The sequence below is a fragment of the Pseudomonas entomophila genome, assembly GCF_018417595.1.
In the GTDB taxonomy this organism is placed as follows: domain Bacteria; phylum Pseudomonadota; class Gammaproteobacteria; order Pseudomonadales; family Pseudomonadaceae; genus Aquipseudomonas; species Aquipseudomonas entomophila_C.
In genome coordinates this window covers 355,699-375,117 of sequence record NZ_CP070982.1, presented here as the reverse complement: position 1 = coordinate 375,117, position 19,419 = coordinate 355,699, and the positions used below count along the sequence as shown (strand labels likewise).

The 19,419-nt window shown below is 65.9% G+C and carries 16 protein-coding genes; 10 read left to right on the top strand and 6 right to left on the bottom strand.

The window, feature by feature from the left end; genetic code table 11:
- Position 1: 1 nt before the first annotated feature.
- Genes JYG34_RS01620 through JYG34_RS01580 form a run of 9 tightly spaced genes read left to right on the top strand, consistent with a single transcriptional unit; the run spans position 2 to position 7,660 of the window.
- Positions 2-1,159 carry a sodium:proton antiporter gene (locus tag JYG34_RS01620; RefSeq protein ID WP_213659241.1) on the top strand — a complete coding sequence of 386 codons (1,158 nt, stop codon included), beginning with the start codon at positions 2-4 and terminating at the stop codon, positions 1,157-1,159.
- A complete protein-coding gene (locus JYG34_RS01615; protein ID WP_213659240.1) occupies positions 1,146-2,393 on the top strand; it encodes an NAD(P)/FAD-dependent oxidoreductase in 1,248 nt (415 codons plus the stop codon). The genes JYG34_RS01620 and JYG34_RS01615 overlap by 14 nt, the downstream gene beginning before the upstream one ends.
- Complete coding sequence (locus JYG34_RS01610; RefSeq protein WP_213659239.1) at positions 2,390-3,121, top strand: class I SAM-dependent methyltransferase; 732 nt, start codon at positions 2,390-2,392, stop codon at positions 3,119-3,121. The genes JYG34_RS01615 and JYG34_RS01610 overlap by 4 nt, the downstream gene beginning before the upstream one ends.
- Positions 3,118-3,603 (top strand): hypothetical protein, encoded by a 486-nt coding sequence (locus JYG34_RS01605; protein WP_213659238.1) that lies wholly within the window; start codon positions 3,118-3,120, stop codon positions 3,601-3,603. Before JYG34_RS01610 ends, JYG34_RS01605 begins: the two co-directional genes overlap by 4 nt.
- A complete protein-coding gene (locus tag JYG34_RS01600) occupies positions 3,600-4,793 on the top strand; it encodes a beta-ketoacyl-[acyl-carrier-protein] synthase family protein (protein ID WP_213659237.1) in 1,194 nt (397 codons plus the stop codon). The genes JYG34_RS01605 and JYG34_RS01600 overlap by 4 nt, the downstream gene beginning before the upstream one ends.
- Complete coding sequence (locus JYG34_RS01595; RefSeq protein ID WP_213659236.1) at positions 4,790-5,260, top strand: hotdog family protein; 471 nt, start codon at positions 4,790-4,792, stop codon at positions 5,258-5,260. The genes JYG34_RS01600 and JYG34_RS01595 overlap by 4 nt, the downstream gene beginning before the upstream one ends.
- A complete protein-coding gene (gene fabG / locus JYG34_RS01590; protein ID WP_213659235.1) occupies positions 5,253-5,981 on the top strand; it encodes a 3-oxoacyl-ACP reductase FabG in 729 nt (242 codons plus the stop codon). Before JYG34_RS01595 ends, fabG begins: the two co-directional genes overlap by 8 nt.
- Positions 5,981-7,207 (top strand): beta-ketoacyl-ACP synthase, encoded by a 1,227-nt coding sequence (locus JYG34_RS01585; protein ID WP_213659234.1) that lies wholly within the window; start codon positions 5,981-5,983, stop codon positions 7,205-7,207. The genes fabG and JYG34_RS01585 overlap by 1 nt, the downstream gene beginning before the upstream one ends.
- Before the next feature lie 24 nt (positions 7,208-7,231).
- A complete protein-coding gene (locus JYG34_RS01580) occupies positions 7,232-7,660 on the top strand; it encodes a hypothetical protein (RefSeq protein ID WP_213659233.1) in 429 nt (142 codons plus the stop codon).
- A gap of 61 nt (positions 7,661-7,721) precedes the next feature.
- On the opposite strand, the gene JYG34_RS01575 is transcribed toward JYG34_RS01580, so the two are convergent.
- Complete coding sequence (locus tag JYG34_RS01575; protein ID WP_213659232.1) at positions 7,722-8,615, bottom strand: LysR family transcriptional regulator; 894 nt, start codon at positions 8,613-8,615, stop codon at positions 7,722-7,724.
- Positions 8,616-8,726: 111 nt separating this feature from the next.
- On the opposite strand from JYG34_RS01575, the gene JYG34_RS01570 reads away from it, so the two are divergent.
- Positions 8,727-9,968, top strand: a complete 1,242-nt coding sequence (locus JYG34_RS01570) for an MFS transporter (protein ID WP_213659231.1) — start codon at positions 8,727-8,729, stop codon at positions 9,966-9,968.
- 80 nt (positions 9,969-10,048) lie between these two features.
- On the opposite strand, the gene JYG34_RS01565 is transcribed toward JYG34_RS01570, so the two are convergent.
- The 5 genes from JYG34_RS01565 to gltB all read right to left on the bottom strand — a co-directional run bounded on the left by JYG34_RS01565 (position 10,049) and on the right by gltB (position 19,380).
- Entirely contained in the window at positions 10,049-10,396 is a 348-nt protein-coding gene (locus JYG34_RS01565) for a NirD/YgiW/YdeI family stress tolerance protein (protein ID WP_213659230.1), read from the bottom strand.
- A gap of 115 nt (positions 10,397-10,511) precedes the next feature.
- Positions 10,512-11,576 carry a uroporphyrinogen decarboxylase gene (gene hemE / locus JYG34_RS01560; protein ID WP_213659229.1) on the bottom strand — a complete coding sequence of 355 codons (1,065 nt, stop codon included), beginning with the start codon at positions 11,574-11,576 and terminating at the stop codon, positions 10,512-10,514.
- A gap of 97 nt (positions 11,577-11,673) precedes the next feature.
- Positions 11,674-13,173, bottom strand: a complete 1,500-nt coding sequence (locus tag JYG34_RS01555) for an amidase family protein (protein ID WP_213659228.1) — start codon at positions 13,171-13,173, stop codon at positions 11,674-11,676.
- A 219-nt stretch (positions 13,174-13,392) separates the two neighbouring features.
- Positions 13,393-14,811 (bottom strand): FAD-dependent oxidoreductase, encoded by a 1,419-nt coding sequence (locus JYG34_RS01550; RefSeq protein ID WP_213659227.1) that lies wholly within the window; start codon positions 14,809-14,811, stop codon positions 13,393-13,395.
- Between the two features lie 123 nt (positions 14,812-14,934).
- Positions 14,935-19,380 (bottom strand): glutamate synthase large subunit, encoded by a 4,446-nt coding sequence (gltB, locus tag JYG34_RS01545; protein ID WP_213659226.1) that lies wholly within the window; start codon positions 19,378-19,380, stop codon positions 14,935-14,937.
- Positions 19,381-19,419: the final 39 nt, after the last annotated feature.

Genomic DNA, 19,419 nt, shown 5'->3' with positions numbered 1-19,419 from the left:
CATGACCGTGTTGTTGTTCTGGGCCCTGGCCCTGCTGCTGTTCGCGCTGGCCTGCGCGCTCGGCAAGCGCGTGGGGCTGATCCCGATCGTCAGCCAGCTGCTGCTGGCGACCCTTGTACTGCCGCTGCTGATGCTGCTGTGGGTCGAGCCGCACTGGCAGCTCGACGGCGCCGCGCTGGTCGCGCCGGGCTGGCTCAAGACCCTGTACGGCTGCAGCTTCGCCCTGCTGCTGGGGCACATCCTCGCCGACGTCGCCGAGCTGCGCGTCGACCGCGAGGCGCTGAAACTCGCCATACCCAGTTTCCTGGTACCCTTCGCCTGCGGCCTGGCCTGCGCGCTGTGGCTGCTGGACCAGGGCGGCCTCACCGCGCTGGCCCTGGGCCTGGTGTTCGCCATCACCGCGATCCCGGTGCTGTACCTGTACCTGCGCGCCATCGACTATCCACCCGCGGCCAGCCGGCGCCTGTTGCAGGCGGCGATCCTCATCGACCTGGCCTGCTGGCTGCTGCTGGGGCTCGGCCAGGGCAGCCTGCAACCAGGCAGCCTGGCCTGGCCGCTGCTGGCCGCGGTCCTGCCCGTGCCGCTGCACTTTATCGGCCTGCGAGCGCCCAAGGTGTATGGGGCGCTGTTCCTGACACTCTTGTTCGTCGCCGAGCACTACCGGCTCAACGCCCTGGTCTTCGGTATCGGTTACCTGGCCTGCCTGGCCTGGCTCAAGGTCCCGATGCGCCTGCCACTGTCGAGCACCTGGAACCGCCGCCTGCAACAGGGCGTGGCGGTGCCGTTGATCCTCACCTACGGCGTGGTGCAAATCGACGTGCACCACGCCCTGCAAGGCTTCGATGCGCTGCAACTGGCCGCCCTGCTGGCCCTGCCGATCGCCAGCAAGCTGCTGGGCAACTGGCTGGGCTTGTGCTGGGCCGCCCCGTCGTTCGCCGGCGCGAGCAAGTGGCGCGAGAGCCTGCTGCTGAACATCCGCGGCCTGAGCGAAATCGTTTTTCTCAACCTGCTGCTGCAACAGGGGCTGATCGGCCCGGCGCTGTACTTCGCCCTGATGCTGATGAGCCTGGTCGCCACCCTGATGCCGGCATTGGCCGGCCTGCACCGGATTCCCCTGAATACTGCCCCGACGGCAAGGAGCCCTCATGCCGAACTGTGAACTGCAACAACGCCAGGTGCTGGTGATCGGCGCCGGGCCTTCCGGCGCCATCGCCGCCGCCCTGCTCAAGCGCAAGGGCCACGATGTGCTGGTGCTGGAGCGCCAGCGCTTCCCCCGCTTCTCCATCGGCGAGAGCCTGCTGTCCCACTGCCTGGACTTCGTCGAAGAGGCCGGGATGCTCGAGGCCGTGCAAGCGGCGGGCTTCCAGCACAAGAACGGCGCCGCCTTCGCCTGGGGCGAAGAATACAGCGCGTTCGACTTCGGCCTGACCTTCTCCCAGGGCAAGCCGAGCACCTTCCAGGTGCAGCGTGCGCAGTTTGACCAGTTGCTCGCCGACCAGGCGCAAGCCCAGGGCGTGGAGATCCGCTACGAGCACGAGATCGTCAGCGTCGACATGGGCGGTGACTGCCCGCGTGTGCGGGTGCGCCGCCCCGAGGGTGACGAATATGAAGTGGAAAGCGCCTTCGTGCTCGACGCCAGCGGTTACGGCCGCGTGCTGCCACGCCTGCTGGAACTGGAAGCACCGTCGAACTTCCCGGTGCGCCAGGCGGTGTTCACCCATATCGAGGACCGCATCGACCACCCCGGTTTCGACCGCGACAAGATCCTCATCACCACCCACCCCGAACACCGTGACATCTGGTTCTGGACCATCCCGTTCAGCAATGGCCGCACGTCTCTCGGCGTGGTCGCCGCCGCCGAGCGCTTCGCCGAGGCACCGGCCGACCTGGACGCCTGCCTCAAGCACTTCGTGGCCCAGACCCCAAGCCTGGCCAAGGTGCTGGCCAACGCCGTGTGGGACACCCCGGCGCGTACCATCGGTGGCTACTCGGCCAACGTCAGCACCCTGCACGGCCCGGGCTTCGCCCTGCTGGGCAATGCCGCCGAGTTCCTCGACCCGGTGTTCTCCTCGGGCGTGACCATCGCCATGCGCTCGGCGAGCATGGCCGCCAACCTGCTGCACCGTCAGCTGGAGGGCGAGGCGGTGGACTGGCAGGCCGAGTTCGCCACGCCGCTCAAGCGCGGCGTCGACACCTTCCGCGCCTATGTCGAAGGCTGGTACGACGGCAGCTTCCAGGATGTGATCTACCACCCCGGCAGCTCGCCGGAGATCCGCGCCATGATCAGCTCGATCCTGGCCGGTTACGCCTGGGACTTGCGCAACCCGTTCGTCGCCGAGCCCAAGCGCCGCCTGCGCACCCTGGCCGAGCTGTGCGCGAGGGAGCCGGCATGAGCCAACAGCCTTACCTGAGCGACACCTACGTCGAAGAGACCCGCATCGGCTTCTGGTTCCTGCGCAGCCACACCTGGCAGCACCATGTGCTGCGCGTGGCGATCAACGACCTGCGCCGGCTGTTCGACGGCGAACCGCCCCAGGCGCCGGTGCTGCTGGACGCCGGCTGCGGCCAGGGCAAGTCGTTCAAGCACCTGGTGCAAACATTCGCACCGTCACGCCTGCTGGGCACCGACGCCGACCCGCACAGCCTGGCGCTGAGCGCCGCCGAGGCGCAACGGTTGGGTGTCGAAGTGGAGCTGCGCGGCAGCGACTGCGCGGCGCTGCAGTTCCCCGACGCCAGCGTCGACATCCTGTTCTGCCACCAGACCTTCCACCACCTGGTGGAGCAGGAGAAGGCCCTGGCCGAGTTCCACCGTGTGCTCAAGCCCGGTGGCTACCTGCTGTTCGCCGAGTCCACCGAAGCCTACATCGACACCTGGGTGATCCGCTGGCTGTTCCGCCACCCCATGCATGTGCAGAAAAGCGCTGAAGGCTACCTGCAGATGCTGCGCGACCAAGGCTTCGAATTTGCCGCGCACAACGTGTCCTACCCTTATCTATGGTGGAGCCGCTCGAAGGACTTCGGCCTGCTCGAACGCCTGGGCCTGCGCAAGCCGCCACCGGTTGGCCAGCGCGAGGAAACCCTGGTCAACGTGGTGGCGCGCAAGCCACTGGAGCAACCATGAAACACCTGCTGGCGCTGTGCCTGTGCCTGTTGCTCGGTGCCTGCGCCGCGCACCCGCCGCTGCCCGAGACACTGCCTTCGCTGACGCTGCCACGCCAGTTGCACGTGCAGCGTGAGCAGGACAGCCAACGCCAGGACTGGCTGCTGGTGATCCAGGGCGAGGACCACCGCCTGCGCTGGTCGCTGCTCGACCTGCTGGGCATCCCCCAGGCCCGCCAGTTGCTCGATGGCACACGTTGGCAGGCCGACGGCCTGCTGCCGCCCAACCCGGCAGCGCGCGAACTGTTCGCCGCCGTGCTGTTCGCCCTGACACCCGCCGAGCAACTGCAGCGTCTCTATCCACAGGCCCGCCAGCAGGGCCAGCAACGCTGGCTGGGCGACCGCTGGCAGGTCAGCTATCGGGCCAGCGACCGTTTCACCTTGAACCTGGGCCAGGGCTTGCGCTATGAAGTCAGCCCATTGCCCAGCGAGAGCACACCATGACTGCCTACCTCAACGCCCTGGGCCTGGTCTGCGCCCTCGGTCGCGGCCAGGCCGAGGTGGCCGCGCGCCTGTTCGCCGGTGACTGCTCCGGCATGCAGCCCCAGGACGGCTGGGTGCCGGACCGCCGCCCTCCCGTGGGTGCGGTGAGCGGCGAGCTGCCCGCCGTGCCGCTGCCCGAACAGCACAGCCGCAACAACCAGCTGCTCTACTGCGCGGCCCTGCAGATCGAACCAACGATCCGCCAGGTGATCGCCGACTTCGGCCCGCAGCGGGTCGGCGTGGTGCTGGGCACCAGCACGTCGGGCATCGCCGAAGCCAGCGCCGGCATCGCCCATTACCTGCGCGAAGGGGCCCTGCCCGACAGCTACCGTTACGACCAGCAAGCGCTGAGCGCCCCCGCCGAATTCCTCGCCGACTGGTTGCAACTGAGCGGCCCGGCCTACGTGATCTCCACCGCCTGCACCTCCAGCGGCCGGGCGCTGCTGAGCGCGCGCCGCCTGCTCGACCTGGGCCTGTGCGACGCGGTGCTGTGCGGTGGCGTCGACAGCCTGTGCGGACTGACCCTCAACGGTTTCAGTGCCCTGGACGCGGTCAGCGAACAACGCTGCAACCCGTTCTCGGTGAACCGCGACGGCATCAACATCGGCGAAGGCGCGGCGCTGTTCGTCATGACCCGCACGCGCCCGGCGCAAGGCCATGCCATCGCCTTGCTCGGAGCCGGCGCCAGCTCCGATGCCCACCACATCTCGGCACCGGACCCCACCGGCAAAGGTGCCTTGCAAGCCATGGCCAAGGCCCTGGACAATGCCGGCCTGGCCGCGGCGCAGATCGACTACCTGAACCTGCACGGCACCGCCACCCAGCACAACGACGCCATGGAAAGCCTGGCCGTGCATGCCCTGTTCGGCGCCGGCACGCCCTGCTCGTCGAGCAAGCCCATGACCGGCCACACCCTGGGCGCGGCCGGCGCGCTGGAAGCGGCCTTCTGCTGGCTGGCCCTGAGCGGGCACAACCCGGACGGCCGGCTGCCCCCTCATGTGTGGGACGGCCAGCGCGATCCGCAACTGGCGAACCTGGCCCTGGCCGACAGCGGCCATCGCCTGCCCCAGGGCCGCCCGCGCCGACTGATGAGCAATTCGTTCGCCTTCGGCGGCAACAATGTGAGCCTGATTCTCGGAGACACCCCATGATTGCCTGGCCTTTGGCCGAACTGCTGCCCCACGCCGGCGACATGATCCTGATCGATCAGGTCGACAGCTGCGACGAGGAGCAGATCCACACCCGTACCACCGTGCGTCCCGGCGGCCTGTTCAACCGCGCCGACGGCAGCCTGCCGGCGTGGCTGGGCCTGGAGCTGATGGCCCAGAGCGTGGCTGCCTACGCCGGCTGCCGCGCCCGTCGCCTCGGCCAGCCCGTGGAGCTGGGCTTCCTGCTCGGCACCCGCAAGTACGAATGCGACGTCGAGCACTTCCCGGCCGGCGCCGAGTTGCACATCCACGCACTGCGTTCGCTGGAAGACGACAACGGCATGGGCGTGTTCGAATGCCACCTGCGCGGCCCCGGCATCCACGCCAGCGCCCGCCTGAATGTCTACCGCCCGCCGCAAGTGGCCAGCTACCTGGCCGAGGCGGGCCCTGAGGAGTCCCCCCATGACTGACACCATCCTGGTCACCGGCTCCAGCCGTGGCATCGGCCGGGCCATCGCCCTGCGCCTGGCACGCGCCGGTTTCGACCTGGTCCTGCACTGCCGCAGCGGCCGCGCCGAGGCCGACGCCGTCGCCGCCGAGGTCCAGGCCCTGGGCCAGCAGGCACGGGTGCTGCAGTTCGATGTCGCCGACCGCGCGGCCTGCAAGGCCATCCTGGAAGCCGACGTGGAGACCCACGGCGCCTACTACGGCGTGGTGTGCAACGCCGGCCTGACCCGCGACGGCGCCTTCCCGGCGCTGACCGAAGAGGATTGGGACCAGGTCATGCGCACCAACCTGGACGGTTTCTACAACGTCCTGCACCCGCTGACGATGCCGATGATCCGCCGCCGCGCGCCGGGCCGCATCGTCTGCGTCACCTCGGTGTCCGGGCTGATCGGCAACCGCGGCCAGGTCAACTACAGCGCCTCCAAGGCCGGCCTGATCGGCGCCGCCAAGGCCCTGGCGATCGAGCTGGGCAAGCGCCGCATCACCGTCAACTGCGTGGCCCCGGGGCTGATCGACACCGCCATGCTCGACGAGCACGTGCCGGTGGACGAGCTGCTGAAGATGATCCCTGCCGGGCGCATGGGTACGCCGGAAGAAGTGGCCGGCGCGGTGAATTTCCTCATGTCGCCCGAGGCGGCCTACATCACCCGCCAGGTGCTGGCGGTCAACGGAGGGCTGTGCTGATGCGCCGCGTCGTCGTCACCGGCATGGCCGGCCTCACCGCCCTGGGCAATGACTGGGCCACCATCGCCGGGCATTTCGCCCAGCGCCGCAGCGGCATCCGCCGCATGGACGAATGGGACCGCTTCGAGGAACTCAACACCCGCCTGGCCGGCCCCATCGATGACTTCCAGGTGCCCGGCCACTGGACCCGCAAACAGCTGCGCAGCATGGGCCGGGTGTCGCGCCTGGCGGTCGCCGCCGCCGAGCGCGCCCTGGCCGACGCCGGCCTGCTCGACGATGCAAGCATCCGCGACGGCCGCATGGGCGTGGCCTGCGGTTCATCCACCGGCAGCACCGACGAGATCAAGGCCTTCGGCAACATGCTGCTCAACTCGGTGGCCGACGGTCTGAACGCCAACTCCTACGTGCGCATGATGCCCCACACCACGGCGGCCAACATCAGCATCTTCTTCGGCCTCACCGGGCGCCTGATCCCCACTTCCAGCGCCTGCACCAGCGGCAGCCAGGGCATCGGCTACGCCTACGAGGCGATCAAGTTCGGGCGCCTGCCGATGATGCTCGCCGGTGGCGCCGAAGAGCTGTGCCCCACCGAGGCCATGGTGTTCGACGCGCTCTACGCCACCAGCCTGAAGAACGACACCCCGCACCTGAGCCCGCGCCCCTACGACATCGACCGCGATGGCCTGGTGATCGGCGAAGGCGGCGGCATGCTGGTGCTCGAGGAGCTGGAACACGCCCTGGCCCGCGGTGCGCGGATCCATGCCGAGATCGTCGGTTTCGGCAGCAATGCCGACGGCCAGCACACCACCCGCCCGGAGCAGGCCACCATGCGCCGGGCCATGGAGCTGGCCCTGGAAGACGCCGGCCTGGCCCCCGAAGCGATCGGCTACGTCAACGGCCACGGCACCGCCACCGAACAGGGCGATATCGCCGAAACCCAAGCCACCAGCAGCCTGTTCGGCCCACGCATGCCGATCAGTTCGCAGAAGAGCTTCCTCGGCCACACCCTGGGTGCCTGCGGCGCGCTGGAGTCGTGGTTCAGCATCGAGATGCTGAACAGCGACCGCTACGTGCCCACCCTCAACCTCGACCACATCGACCCGCGCTGCGGCGAACTGGATTACCTGCGCGGCGAGTTCCGCGCGATGAACCACGAACATGTGATGAACAACAACTTCGCCTTCGGCGGGGTCAACACCTCGTTGATCTTCCGTCGCTGGCCCTGAGATCCCCCTAACGGAGAGCAAGGAATGTCCCCATCCATCCGCGCCGTGGCCCTCGGCCTGGCGCTGGCCGGCCTGGCCGGCTGCACCTCGAAACCGGTGCTGAACCCCACTGAGCAACTGACCGCCAGCCATGCCTACAGCCAGCCACAGGTGCAACAGGCGATCCTCAAGGCCATCGCCGAGCGTGGCTGGACCGCGCGCAACGTCGGCCCCAACCTGATCCAGGCCGATATCACCGTGCGCAACACCTTCTTCGCCGCCGTGGATATCCACTACAGCCCCAGCCAGTTCCGCATCGCCTACCGCGACAGCCGCGAGCTGGGCTACAACGACGGCAAGATCCACCGCAACTACAACCGCTGGGTCTACAACCTGGACCGCAGCATCGTACGCGAACTGAATGCCGCGCACACGCAGAGCCTGGTGCAACAGCAAAGCAACGCGCTCAACTGATCAAGGACCGCTCCATGCGCCTCAAAGCCCGAGGCGCATGCTCCCTGCAGGAGCCGGCTATTCAGCCGCACAACTTGCCGGTGAGCAGTTCGGCAAAGGCCTTGGCCATTGCCGAACCACCCCGTTCACGCTGCACCAGCCACACCGCCGTCACCGCCTCTTCATCCAGCAGCGTGCGGTACACCACCCCGTCGATGCGCATGCGCTGGAACGACGCCGGCAACACCGACACCCCCAACCCCGCCGACACCAAACCGATGATGGTCATCGCCTCCCCCGCCTCCTGGGCGAAATGCGGGCTGAAACCCGCCTGACGCGCCAGGCTCAGCAGTTGCGCATGCAACCCGCTGCCATAGCTGCGAGGAAAGAACACGAATGGCTCCTGCGCCAAGTCCGCCATGTACACCCCCGGCCCAGCGCTCTGGGCCAACGGGTGCGAGGCGTTGATCACCGCCACCAGCGGCTCGCGCAGCAACTCGGTGGCCACCAGGCCCTCGGGCAACGGCATCGGCCGCATCAGGCCCACCTCGATCGACTCGTCGAACACCCCTTCGGCCACGTCCCGGCTGCTCATTTCCTTGAGGTTCAAGTGCACCGCCGGGAAGCGCTGGCGAAAAGCATGCAACGCCTTGGGGATTTTCGAGGTGAACGGCGCCGAGGAGGTGAACCCGATCTTCATCTCGCCCAGTTCACCCAACTGCGCGCGCCGGGCCACGTCGGCGGCCTTCTCCACCTGGGCGAGCACCTGCCGCGCTTCCTCCAGGAACAGCCGCCCCGCCTCGCTGAGCTCGACCCGACGGTTGGTGCGCTCGAACAGGCGCGCCCCCAGCTCCTGCTCCAGGGCCTGGATCTGCTGGCTCAAGGGCGGTTGTGAGATCCCCAGTTGCTGGGCCGCGCGGCCGAAATGCAGCTCTTCGGCCACGGCGATGAAATAGCGCAGGTGACGCAGTTCCATGATCGACTCCAATAGGTCGCCAGACATATCAAACAGGTCGAACAATATATTGGATCTAATCATTAGCCAGCTATATGATTTTTTTCACCGCAACACCTGAGGTACCCGCCCGTGAGATCCGCCGTAGCGCCCCTGCCTGTCGAGCCCGAGCCTGCCTTCAGCGATATCTGGATCGAGAAAGGCACCCCCGCCTTCATGAAGACCGTGCTGGCCCTGTTCAGCGGCGGCTTCGCCACCTTCGCCCTGCTGTACTGCGTGCAGCCGATGATGCCGCTGCTGTCGCAGGAGTTCTCCATCAATGCGGCGCAGAGCAGCCTGGTGTTGTCAGTGTCCACCGCAATGCTGGCCTTCGGGTTGCTGATCACCGGGCCGATTTCCGACCGTATCGGGCGCAAGCCGGTAATGGTCTTCGCCCTGCTGTGTGCCGCCCTGTCGACCCTCGCCAGTGCGGTGATGCCCAGTTGGGAGCTGGTGCTGGCGACTCGCGCCCTGGTGGGGCTGTCGTTGAGCGGCCTGGCGGCGGTGGCGATGACCTACCTGAGCGAGGAAATCCACCCGCAGCACATCGGCCTGGCCATGGGGCTGTATATCGGCGGCAACGCCATCGGCGGCATGAGCGGGCGGTTGATTACCGGCGTGCTGATCGACTTCGTCAGCTGGCACACGGCGATGCTGACCATCGGCGGCCTGGCGCTGGTGGCGGCGCTGGTGTTCTGGAAGGTGCTGCCCGAATCGCGCAACTTCCGCCCCCAGGCGCTGAACCCGCGCAGTCTGCTGGACGGCTTCACCATGCACTTCAAGGATGCGGGGTTGCCCTGGTTGTTCCTCGAGGCCTTCCTGCTGATGGGCGCCTTCGTCACCTTGTTCAACTACATCGGCTACCGGCTGCTGGCCGGGCCCTACCACATGAACCAGGCGCTGGTCGGGTTGCTCTCGGTGGTGTATCTGTCGGGGATCTACAGTTCGGCGCAGGTCGGCGCCCTGGCTGACAAGCTGGGCCGGCGCAAGGTGTTCTGGGCCAGTATCCTGGTGATGGCGGGCGGCCTGCTGATGACCCTGGCCAGCCCGTTGGCGATGATCATTGTCGGCATGCTGGTGTTCACGTTCGGTTTCTTTGGCGCGCACTCGGTGGCCAGCAGCTGGATCGGGCGCCGGGCATTGAAGGCCAAGGGGCAGGCGTCGTCGTTGTACCTGTTCTGCTATTACGCCGGGTCGAGTGTCGCCGGAACGGCGGGCGGGGTGTTCTGGCACATGGCAGGGTGGAACGGCATCGGGCTGTTCATCGGCAGCCTGCTGGCGGTGGCGTTGCTGGTGGCGTTGCACCTGAGCAAGCTGCCGCCCAAATCAGTGTGAAGCATTCGCGGGTAAACCCGCCCCCACAGGTACGCCGCTGTACCTGTGGGGGCGGGTTTACCCGCGAATAGGCCGCCAGATCAGTTGATGATTTCAACGATATCCACATCCACCTCACGGCTCATCAGGTGCTTCTCCACCTCGCCGGTCAGCTTGACCCGGGTCTTCTCGTTGAACGGCGTCGGCGGCAGGTCTTCGTTGTCGATCTCGACGGTGATGGTGCCGGTGTTGTCCTTGAATTCGTACTTGTCGTCGTTGTCGATCTTCTTGGTCACGAAGCCCTGCAGCACCACTGGGGTGTCGTCGGCGGCTTCCTTGGCGGCGGCGACGGTGGTCACCGCCTGGGCACCCGGGCCGGTGTAGCCGGCGGCCAGGGCGGCAGTGCTGAACAGTGGGGCGAGGATCAGAGGCAGGTAACGGGCTTTCATGGTGATCGGGTCCTGTTTGCGTTTCGATGGTCCCAGATTACCGACGATCGCTGAATTCAAACTTAATGCAACAAAAAGCCCGGCACATGGCCGGGCTTCTCGCATAACGCGCCGATTACTGGTGGTACTGCGCCGACAGTTCGTGCACCGCGTTAATGAACACACCCGCGTGCTCCGGATCGACTTCCGGCGTAATGCCGTGGCCCAGGTTGAACACATGGCCGCTGCCCTTGCCATAGCTGGCCAGGATCCGCGCCACTTCCTTGCGGATGGCCTCGGGTTTGGCGTACAGCACGGTCGGGTCCATGTTGCCCTGCAGCGCCACCTTGTCACCCACGCGGCGACGGGCATCGCCGATTTCGCAGGTCCAGTCCAGGCCCAGCGCGTCGGCACCGGCCTCGGCGATGCTTTCCAGCCACAGGCCACCGTTCTTGGTGAAGAGAATGACTGGCACCTTGCGCCCTTCGTGCTCGCGGATCAGGCCGCTGACGATCTTGCGCATATAGTTCAGGGAGAACTCCTGGTAGGCCGCCGCCGACAGGTTGCCACCCCAGGTGTCGAAGATCTGCACCGCCTGGGCGCCGGCCAGGATCTGGCCGTTGAGGTAGCTGGTGACCGACTGCGCCAGCTTGTCCAGCAGCAGGTGCAGGGCTTCGGGATTGTCATAGGCCATGGCCTTGGTCTTGCGGAAGTCCTTCGACGAGCCGCCCTCGACCATGTAGGTGGCCAGGGTCCACGGGCTGCCGGAGAAACCGATCAGCGGCACGCGGCCGTTGAGCTCGCGGCGGATGGTGCTGACCGCATCCATCACGTAACCCAGGTCCTTCTGTGGGTCGGGGATCGGCAGGGCTTCGATGTCCGCCAGGGTGCTGATGACCTTCTTGAAGCGCGGGCCTTCGCCGGTTTCGAAGTACAGACCCTGGCCCATGGCGTCGGGAATGGTGAGGATGTCCGAGAAGAGGATCGCCGCGTCCAGCGGGTAGCGGTCCAGCGGCTGCAGCGTCACCTCGCAGGCGAACTGCGGGTTCATGCACAGGCTCATGAAGTCACCGGCCTTGGCGCGGCTGGCGCGGTACTCCGGGAGGTAGCGGCCGGCCTGGCGCATCATCCAGACCGGGGTGACGTCTACGGGTTGCTTGAGCAGTGCACGCAGGAAACGATCGTTCTTCAGGGCAGTCATGGCGATATCCGGCAGAAAGGTGGGGGCATTTTCGCAGACCCCACCGGAAAAGGCACGGCGTGAAGCCGCGCCAATTTGTCCACGCGGACAGGAAACCTCAGTCGCCGGCCTGCTCGAACGCGTAGCCTAGCGACAACAACGTCTGGTCGGACCATTTCGAACCCGCGAAGTACAAACCCATGGGCCGTCCGGACGGCCCGGAACCTGCCGGTACCGTGAGACCCGGGTAGCCAGCCTGCGCCCCATACCCAGCAAGATAGCCGAGAGTCAGGTCGACCAACGCGACCAGGCCATGCGCTGCGAGGGCGTCATCGATCAGCTTGCGGCTTTCGTTGCGTAACTGGTCCGCGAACAACTGGTAGAGCGGCTCGGGAATGCTCAGTGATTCGGCAAGCTGCAGCATGTCCTGGCCATAGCCCGCCTCATCAGGATTGGCGGTGTTGAAGGCAATCACGTCAGCCAGGGTCTTCACTGCTATACCGGGTCGGCTGGCCAGGTAGGTCGCCAGTTCACGCTTCACGTCGACGCATAACACAACGATCTGCGCCTCGTTCAGCGACGGGAAGGTGAAATCAACGGGCACCAGCGTCGCGCCGGCACGCTCCAGCCTGGCGGCCATGATGGCGAACTCCGGGTGCTGATTCAGCGGGGTGCCGTCGGCGGCCATTGCCGGATAGCCTAGTTTCGCGCCCTGCAGCGCATTGCTGTCCAGCCCTGATGCATAGTCGATCAACGTCGTGGGAGCGCCCTCCACAACGGGACCAGGCCCGTCGACCCCGAACATCGCGGCGAGCAGCAACGCAGCATCCATGACGCTGCGCGCCATGGGGCCCGCGGTATCCTGCCGCTTCGTCAGCGGCACCAGGCCGAACTGGTCGAGCAGGCCCAACGTCGGGCGCAACCCGACCACCCCACTGACCATCGCCGGCCCCACCAATGATCCATTGGTCTCGGTCGCGACGGCCATCGGTGAGTAGCCGGCACTGACCGCCACTGCCGAGCCAGCGCTTGAGCCATGCACCGGGAAGTCGAGCCCCACGGCACTGCGCGTCTGCCCACCGCGCCCACTCCAGCCAAGCGGCATTGTGCTCCAGTCACGCATACCGACCCATTCACTGAGGTTGGTCTTGCCCAACACCACCGCGCCAGCGGCCCGCAGGCGCTGCACAACATAGGCATCCGCAGCGGCCGGTTCACCCACCAGCGCCGGCGAGCCAGCGCTCGTCTGCATACAGTCTCCCGTATCGACGCTGTCCTTGATCAGCACCGGGATACCATGCAGAGGCCCACGCAGAGTGCCCGCCGCGCGCTCCACGTCCAGGCTTGCAGCGATGTCAAGCGCCTCGCTGTTGGTTTCGATCACGGCTTGCAGGCTCGGCCCCTCCCGGTCGAGCGCCGCGATGCGCGCCAACGCGCGGGTCACCAGCTGGACCGAGGTCAACGAGCCGTCCTCCAGGCGTGCTTTCAACGCGGTAATGGACGCGAAGTCGTTGGTATCCGCCTCGATGATCGAAGTGAAGGCTGGGCCATCGAATTCAGAGCTGACATGCGCAGCGCTGTTTAGCAGGGCGGCAGGGTTTAGTGCAGAAAGGTGCATGCAGGTAATTCCTTGAATGGGTTACGGCCTCGCAAGGCTTGACCTACCCAGTCTCGGAATTAATGCGAGCGCTAAACAGTGGGGCTTTCAACATGCCGCACGGGGCAATTCCCACTGGTGCAGCGGTGTTTTTCCCTCAGCCACGACTGACTCGGAAACACTCCCCCGCAGCCGCCGTGCCGCACCTGCGGGAGTGCGCGTACCCACGTTTGTGCCGGATCAGACCTCGAGGTAGTCCAGGATCCCTTCGGCAGCCGTGCGCCCTTCGAAGATCGCCGTCACCACCAGGTCCGAGCCCCGCACCATGTCGCCACCGGCAAACACTTTCGGGTTGCTGGTCTGGTGCTTGTATTTGCCCTTCTCCGGCGCCACCACCCGGCCCTGGCTGTCGGTCCGGATATCGAACTGCTCGAACCACGGCGCCGGGCTCGGGCGGAAGCCGAAGGCGATCACCACGGCATCGGCCGGCAGGATCTCCTCGGAGCCCGGGATCGGCTCTGGGCTGCGACGGCCACGGGCATCCGGCTCGCCGAGACGGGTCTCGACCACCTTCACGCCTTCGACCTTGTCCTCGCCGACGATGGCGATGGGCTGGCGGTTATAGAGGAACTTCACGCCCTCTTCCTTGGCGTTCTTCACCTCTTTGCGCGACCCCGGCATGTTGGCTTCGTCGCGGCGATAGGCACAGGTCACCGACTTGGCGCCCTGGCGGATCGAAGTGCGGTTGCAGTCCATCGCGGTGTCGCCACCGCCCAGCACCACGACCTTCTTGCCCTGCATGTCGACGAAGTCTTCCGGCGCTTTCTCGAAACCGAGGTTGCGGTTGACGTTGGCGATCAGGAAGTCCAGCGCATCGTGTACGCCTGGCAGGTCTTCGCCCGGGAAGCCGCCCTTCATGTAGGTGTAGGTGCCCATGCCCATGAACACCGCGTCGTACTCGGCGAGCAGTTGTTCCATGGTGATGTCCTTGCCCACCTCGGTGTTCAGGCGGAATTCGATGCCCATGCCGGTGAAGACTTCGCGGCGATTGCTGAGCACGGTCTTTTCCAGCTTGAACTCGGGGATGCCGAAGGTCAGCAGGCCACCGATCTCCGGGTTCTTGTCGAATACCACCGGGGCGACGCCGGCACGCACCAGCACGTCGGCACAGCCCAGGCCGGCCGGGCCGGCGCCGATGATGGCGACGCGCTTGCCGGTGGGCTTGACCTTGGACATGTCCGGGCGCCAGCCCATGGCGAAGGCGGTGTCGGTGATGTACTTCTCCACCGAACCGATGGTCACCGCACCGAAACCGTCATTGAGCGTGCAGGCACCCTCGCACAGACGGTCCTGCGGGCACACGCGGCCGCACACTTCCGGTAGGGTGTTGGTCTGGTGCGACAGTTCCGCCGCCGCCAGGATGTTGCCTTCGGCGACCAGCTTCAGCCAGTTGGGGATGAAGTTGTGCACCGGGCACTTCCACTCGCAGTACGGGTTGCCGCAGCCCAGGCAACGGTGTGCCTGCTCGACCGACTGCTGCGGCTTGAAGGGTTCGTAGATCTCGACGAACTCTTTCTTGCGCTGGCGCAGCAGCTTTTTCTTCGGGTCCTTGCGGCCCACTTCGATGAACTGGAAGTCGTTGTTCAGACGTTCAGCCATTTTTCAAAACCTCTTAACAGCAGCTGCAAGCTACAAGCTGCAAGCCGCAAGACGATCACTTAAGCCGGGCAAACCCCGAACTGCTTCTACTTGCAGCTTGAGGCTTGCCACTTGCAGCTGCTTTTACTGCGGGTTGGCACGGGTGCTGGACAGCAGGTGCTTGAGGTTGGCCGCCTTCGGCTTGACCAGCCAGAAGCGCCGCACGTAGTCGTCCAGGTTCTCGGAGAGCTCACGCCCCCACTCGCTGCCGGTCTCTTCCACGTACTCGCCCAGGACCCGCGCCAAATGGCTGCGGTAGGCCTCCATCGCCTCGCCACTGATACGCTGGATTTCCACCAGCTCGTGGTTGAGTTTGTCGACGAAGGTGTTGTCCATGTCGAGCACGTAGGCGAAACCGCCCGTCATGCCGGAACCGAAGTTGTAACCGGTCTTGCCCAATACGCAGACAAAGCCGCCGGTCATGTATTCACAGCAGTGATCGCCGGTGCCCTCGACCACAGCGTGGGCCCCGGAGTTACGCACAGCGAAACGCTCGCCTGCGGTACCCGCGGCGAACAGCTTGCCGCCGGTGGCGCCATACAGGCAGGTGTTGCCGACAATGGCACTGTGCTGGGTTTCGAACGGGCTGCCGGCAGGCGGCACGATGGTGACCTTGCCACCGGTCATGCCCTTGCCGACGTAGTCGTTGGCGTCGCCTTCCAGATGCAGGTTCAGGCCACCGGCGTTCCACACGCCGAAGCTTTGGCCTGCGGTGCCCTTGAAGCGGAAGGTGATCGGCGCCGCGGCCATGCCCTGGTTGCCGTGCAGCTTGGCGATTTCGCCGGAGATGCGCGCACCAATGGAACGGTCGCAGTTGCAGATGTCGAGGCTGAACTCGCCACCGGCCAGGTCACGGATGGCCGGCAAGGCCATCTCGACCATCTTCTCGGCCAGCTCGCCCTTGTCGAACGGCGGGTTCTTGTCGACTTCGCAGAACTGCGGCTTGTCGGCCGGGATGTGCGAGCTGCCCAGCAATGGCGACAGGTCGAGGTACTGCTGACGCTCGGTGTCGCCCGGCAGCACGTCGAGCAGGTCGGTGCGGCCGATCAGCTCGCCCAGGCTGCGCACGCCCAGCTTGGCCAGCCATTCGCGGGTCTCTTCGGCGACGAAGGTGAAGAAGTTGATCACCATGTCGACGGTGCCGATGTAGTGGTCCTTGCGCAGCTTGTCGTTCTGGGTGGCCACGCCAGTGGCGCAGTTGTTCAGGTGGCAGATGCGCAGATACTTGCAGCCCAGGGCGATCATCGGCGCGGTGCCGAAGCCGAAGCTCTCGGCGCCGAGGATGGCCGCTTTGATCACATCCAGGCCGGTCTTCAGGCCGCCGTCGGTCTGTACCCGGACCTTGCCGCGCAAGTCGTTGCCGCGCAGGGTCTGGTGGGTTTCGGCCAGGCCCAGTTCCCACGGGGCACCGGCGTACTTGATCGAAGTCAGCGGCGAAGCGCCGGTACCACCGTCGTAACCGGAGATGGTGATCAGGTCGGCATAGGCCTTGGCCACACCGGCGGCGATGGTGCCCACGCCAGCTTCGGCCACCAGCTTGACCGACACCAGGGCCTGCGGGTTGACCTGCTTGAGGTCATAGATCAGCTGGGCCAGGTCTTCGATCGAGTAGATGTCGTGGTGCGGTGGCGGCGAGATCAGGGTCACGCCCGGTACCGCATAGCGCAGCTTGGCGATCAGGCCGTTGACCTTGCCGCCCGGCAGCTGGCCGCCCTCGCCGGGCTTGGCGCCCTGGGCAACCTTGATCTGCAGCACTTCAGCATTGACGAGATACTCCGGGGTCACACCAAAGCGGCCGGTGGCCACCTGCTTGATCTTCGAGCTCTTGATGGTGCCGTAACGGGCCGGGTCTTCGCCGCCCTCGCCGGAGTTGGAGCGCGCCCCCAGGCGGTTCATCGCCTCGGCCAGCGCTTCGTGGGCTTCCGGCGACAGTGCGCCCAGCGAGATACCGGCGGAGTCGAAGCGTTTGAGGATGGCCTCCAACGGCTCGATCTGGTCGAGCGCCAGCGGCTGGTCGGCCACTTTCACCTTCAGCAGATCGCGGATCATCGACACCGGGCGCTGGTCGACCAGCGTGGTGTATTCCTTGAACTTGTTGTAGTCGCCCTGCTGCACGGCGGCTTGCAGGGTGTTGACCACGTCCGGGTTGTAGGCGTGGTATTCGCCACCGTGGACGAACTTCAGCAGGCCACCTTGCTGGATCGGCTTGCGCGCGCTCCAGGCTTCGGCTGCCAGCAGTTTCTGGTCGCTTTCGAGGTCTTCGAAGCGCGCGCCCTTGATACGGCTGGACACGCCCTTGAAGCTCAGGCCGACCACTTCCTCGGACAGGCCGATCGCTTCGAACAACTGAGCGCCACGGTACGAGGCGATGGTAGAGATGCCCATCTTCGACAGGATCTTCAGCAGGCCTTTGGAGATGCCTTTGCGGTAGTACTTGAAGACTTCGTCCAGGTCACCCAGCACTTCGCCGGTGCGAATCAGGTCGGCCAGTACTTCATAGGCCAGGTACGGGTAGACGGCCGAGGCACCGAAGCCCAGCAGCACGGCAAAGTGGTGCGGGTCGCGGGCAGTGGCGGTCTCGACCAGGATGTTGCTGTCGCAACGCAGGCCCTGCTCGGTCAGGCGATGGTGCACCGCGCCGACGGCCAGCGAAGCATGCACCGGCAGCTTGCCCGGGGCGATGTAGCGGTCGCTCAGCACCAGCTGGGTCTTGCCGCCGCGCACGGCTTCTTCTGCCTGATCGGCGATGTTGCGGATGGCCGCCTCGAGGCCGACGCTTTCGTCGTAGTTGAGGTCGATCAACTGGCGGTCGAAGCCTTCGCGCTCCAGGTTCATCAGCGAACGCCACTTGGCGGGCGAAATGACCGGCGAGCTGAGGATGACCCGCGAGGCGTGCTCGGGGGATTCCTGGAAGATATTGCGCTCGGCGCCCAGGCAGATTTCCAGGGACATCACGATCGCCTCGCGCAGCGGGTCGATCGGCGGGTTGGTCACCTGGGCGAACTGCTGGCGGAAGAAGTCATACGGCGAGCGCACACGCTGCGACAGCACGGCCATCGGCGTGTCGTCACCCATCGAGCCGACCGCTTCCTGGCCCTGCTCACCCAACGGGCGCAGCACCTGGTCACGCTCCTCGAAGGTGACCTGGAACATCTTCATGTATTGCTTGAGCTGGTCGGCATCGTAGCTGGCCACGCCCTGGTCGTCGGTCAGCGTTGCCTGGATGCGCGTGGCGTGCTGACGCAGCCAGCGCTTGTACGGGTGACGCGACTTCAAGCGGTTGTCGATGGCGTCGGTGTCGAGGATCTGGCCGGTCTCGGTGTCCACGGCGAGGATCTGGCCCGGGCCGACACGGCCCTTGGCCAGGACGTCCTCAGGCTGGTAGCCCCATACACCGATTTCCGAAGCGATGGTGATGTAGCCGTTGGTGGTGGTCACCCAGCGCGCCGGGCGCAGGCCATTGCGATCGAGCAGGCACACCGCGTGGCGGCCTTCGGTCATGACGATGCCGGCCGGGCCGTCCCACGGCTCCATGTGCATGGAGTTGTATTCGTAGAAGGCGCGCAGGTCGGCGTCCATGGTCTCGACGTTCTGCCAGGCTGGCGGTACCAGCATGCGCACGCCGCGGAACAGATCGATGCCGCCGGTGACCATCAGCTCCAGCATGTTGTCCATGCTCGAGGAGTCGGAACCGACACGGTTGACCAGCGGGCCGAGCTCTTCGAGGTCGGGGATCAGGTCGTTGGCGAACTTGGTGCGACGGGCCATGGCCCAGTTGCGGTTGCCGGTGATGGTGTTGATCTCGCCGTTGTGGGCGAGGAAGCGGAAGGGCTGGGCCAGCGGCCACTTCGGTAGCGTATTGGTGGAGAAGCGCTGGTGGAACACGCAGATCGCGGTCTGCAGGCGCTCGTCACCCAGGTCCGGATAGAACGCCGCGAGATCGCGCGGCATCATCAGGCCTTTGTAGATGATGGTCTTGTGCGAGAAGCTGCAGATGTAGTGGTCGGCGTCGTGGGCGTTGGCCACGGACGAACGGCGACGGGCACTGAACAGCTTGATGGCGAATTCCTGGTCGCTCAGGCCTTCGCCGCCGATGAACACCTGCTCGATCTGCGGCAGGCGCTCCAGGGCCAGGCGCCCCAGCACGCTGGTGTCGATCGGCACTTTACGCCAGCCGACAAGCTTGAGACCGGCATTGACGATCTCGCGGTCCATGTTCTGGCGGGCGGCTTCGGCTTTCACCGGGTCCTGGTTGAAGAACACCATGCCGACCGCGTACTGCCTGGGCAGCTCGACGGCGAAGTGTTCCCGGGCCACGGCACGCAGGAATTGATCGGGCTTCTGCATGAGCAGACCGCAACCGTCGCCGGTCTTGCCGTCGGCGTTGATGCCGCCGCGGTGGGTCATGCAGGTCAGCGCCTGCATGGCGGTTTGCAGAAGGTGGTGACTCGGCTGCCCCGTCATATGGGCGATCAGGCCGAAACCACAGTTGTCCTTGAATTCTTCGGGATGGTACAGACCTGTTTTCATAGACACTTTCTCACCAGGTTCACCTCTCAACCGGAGGCA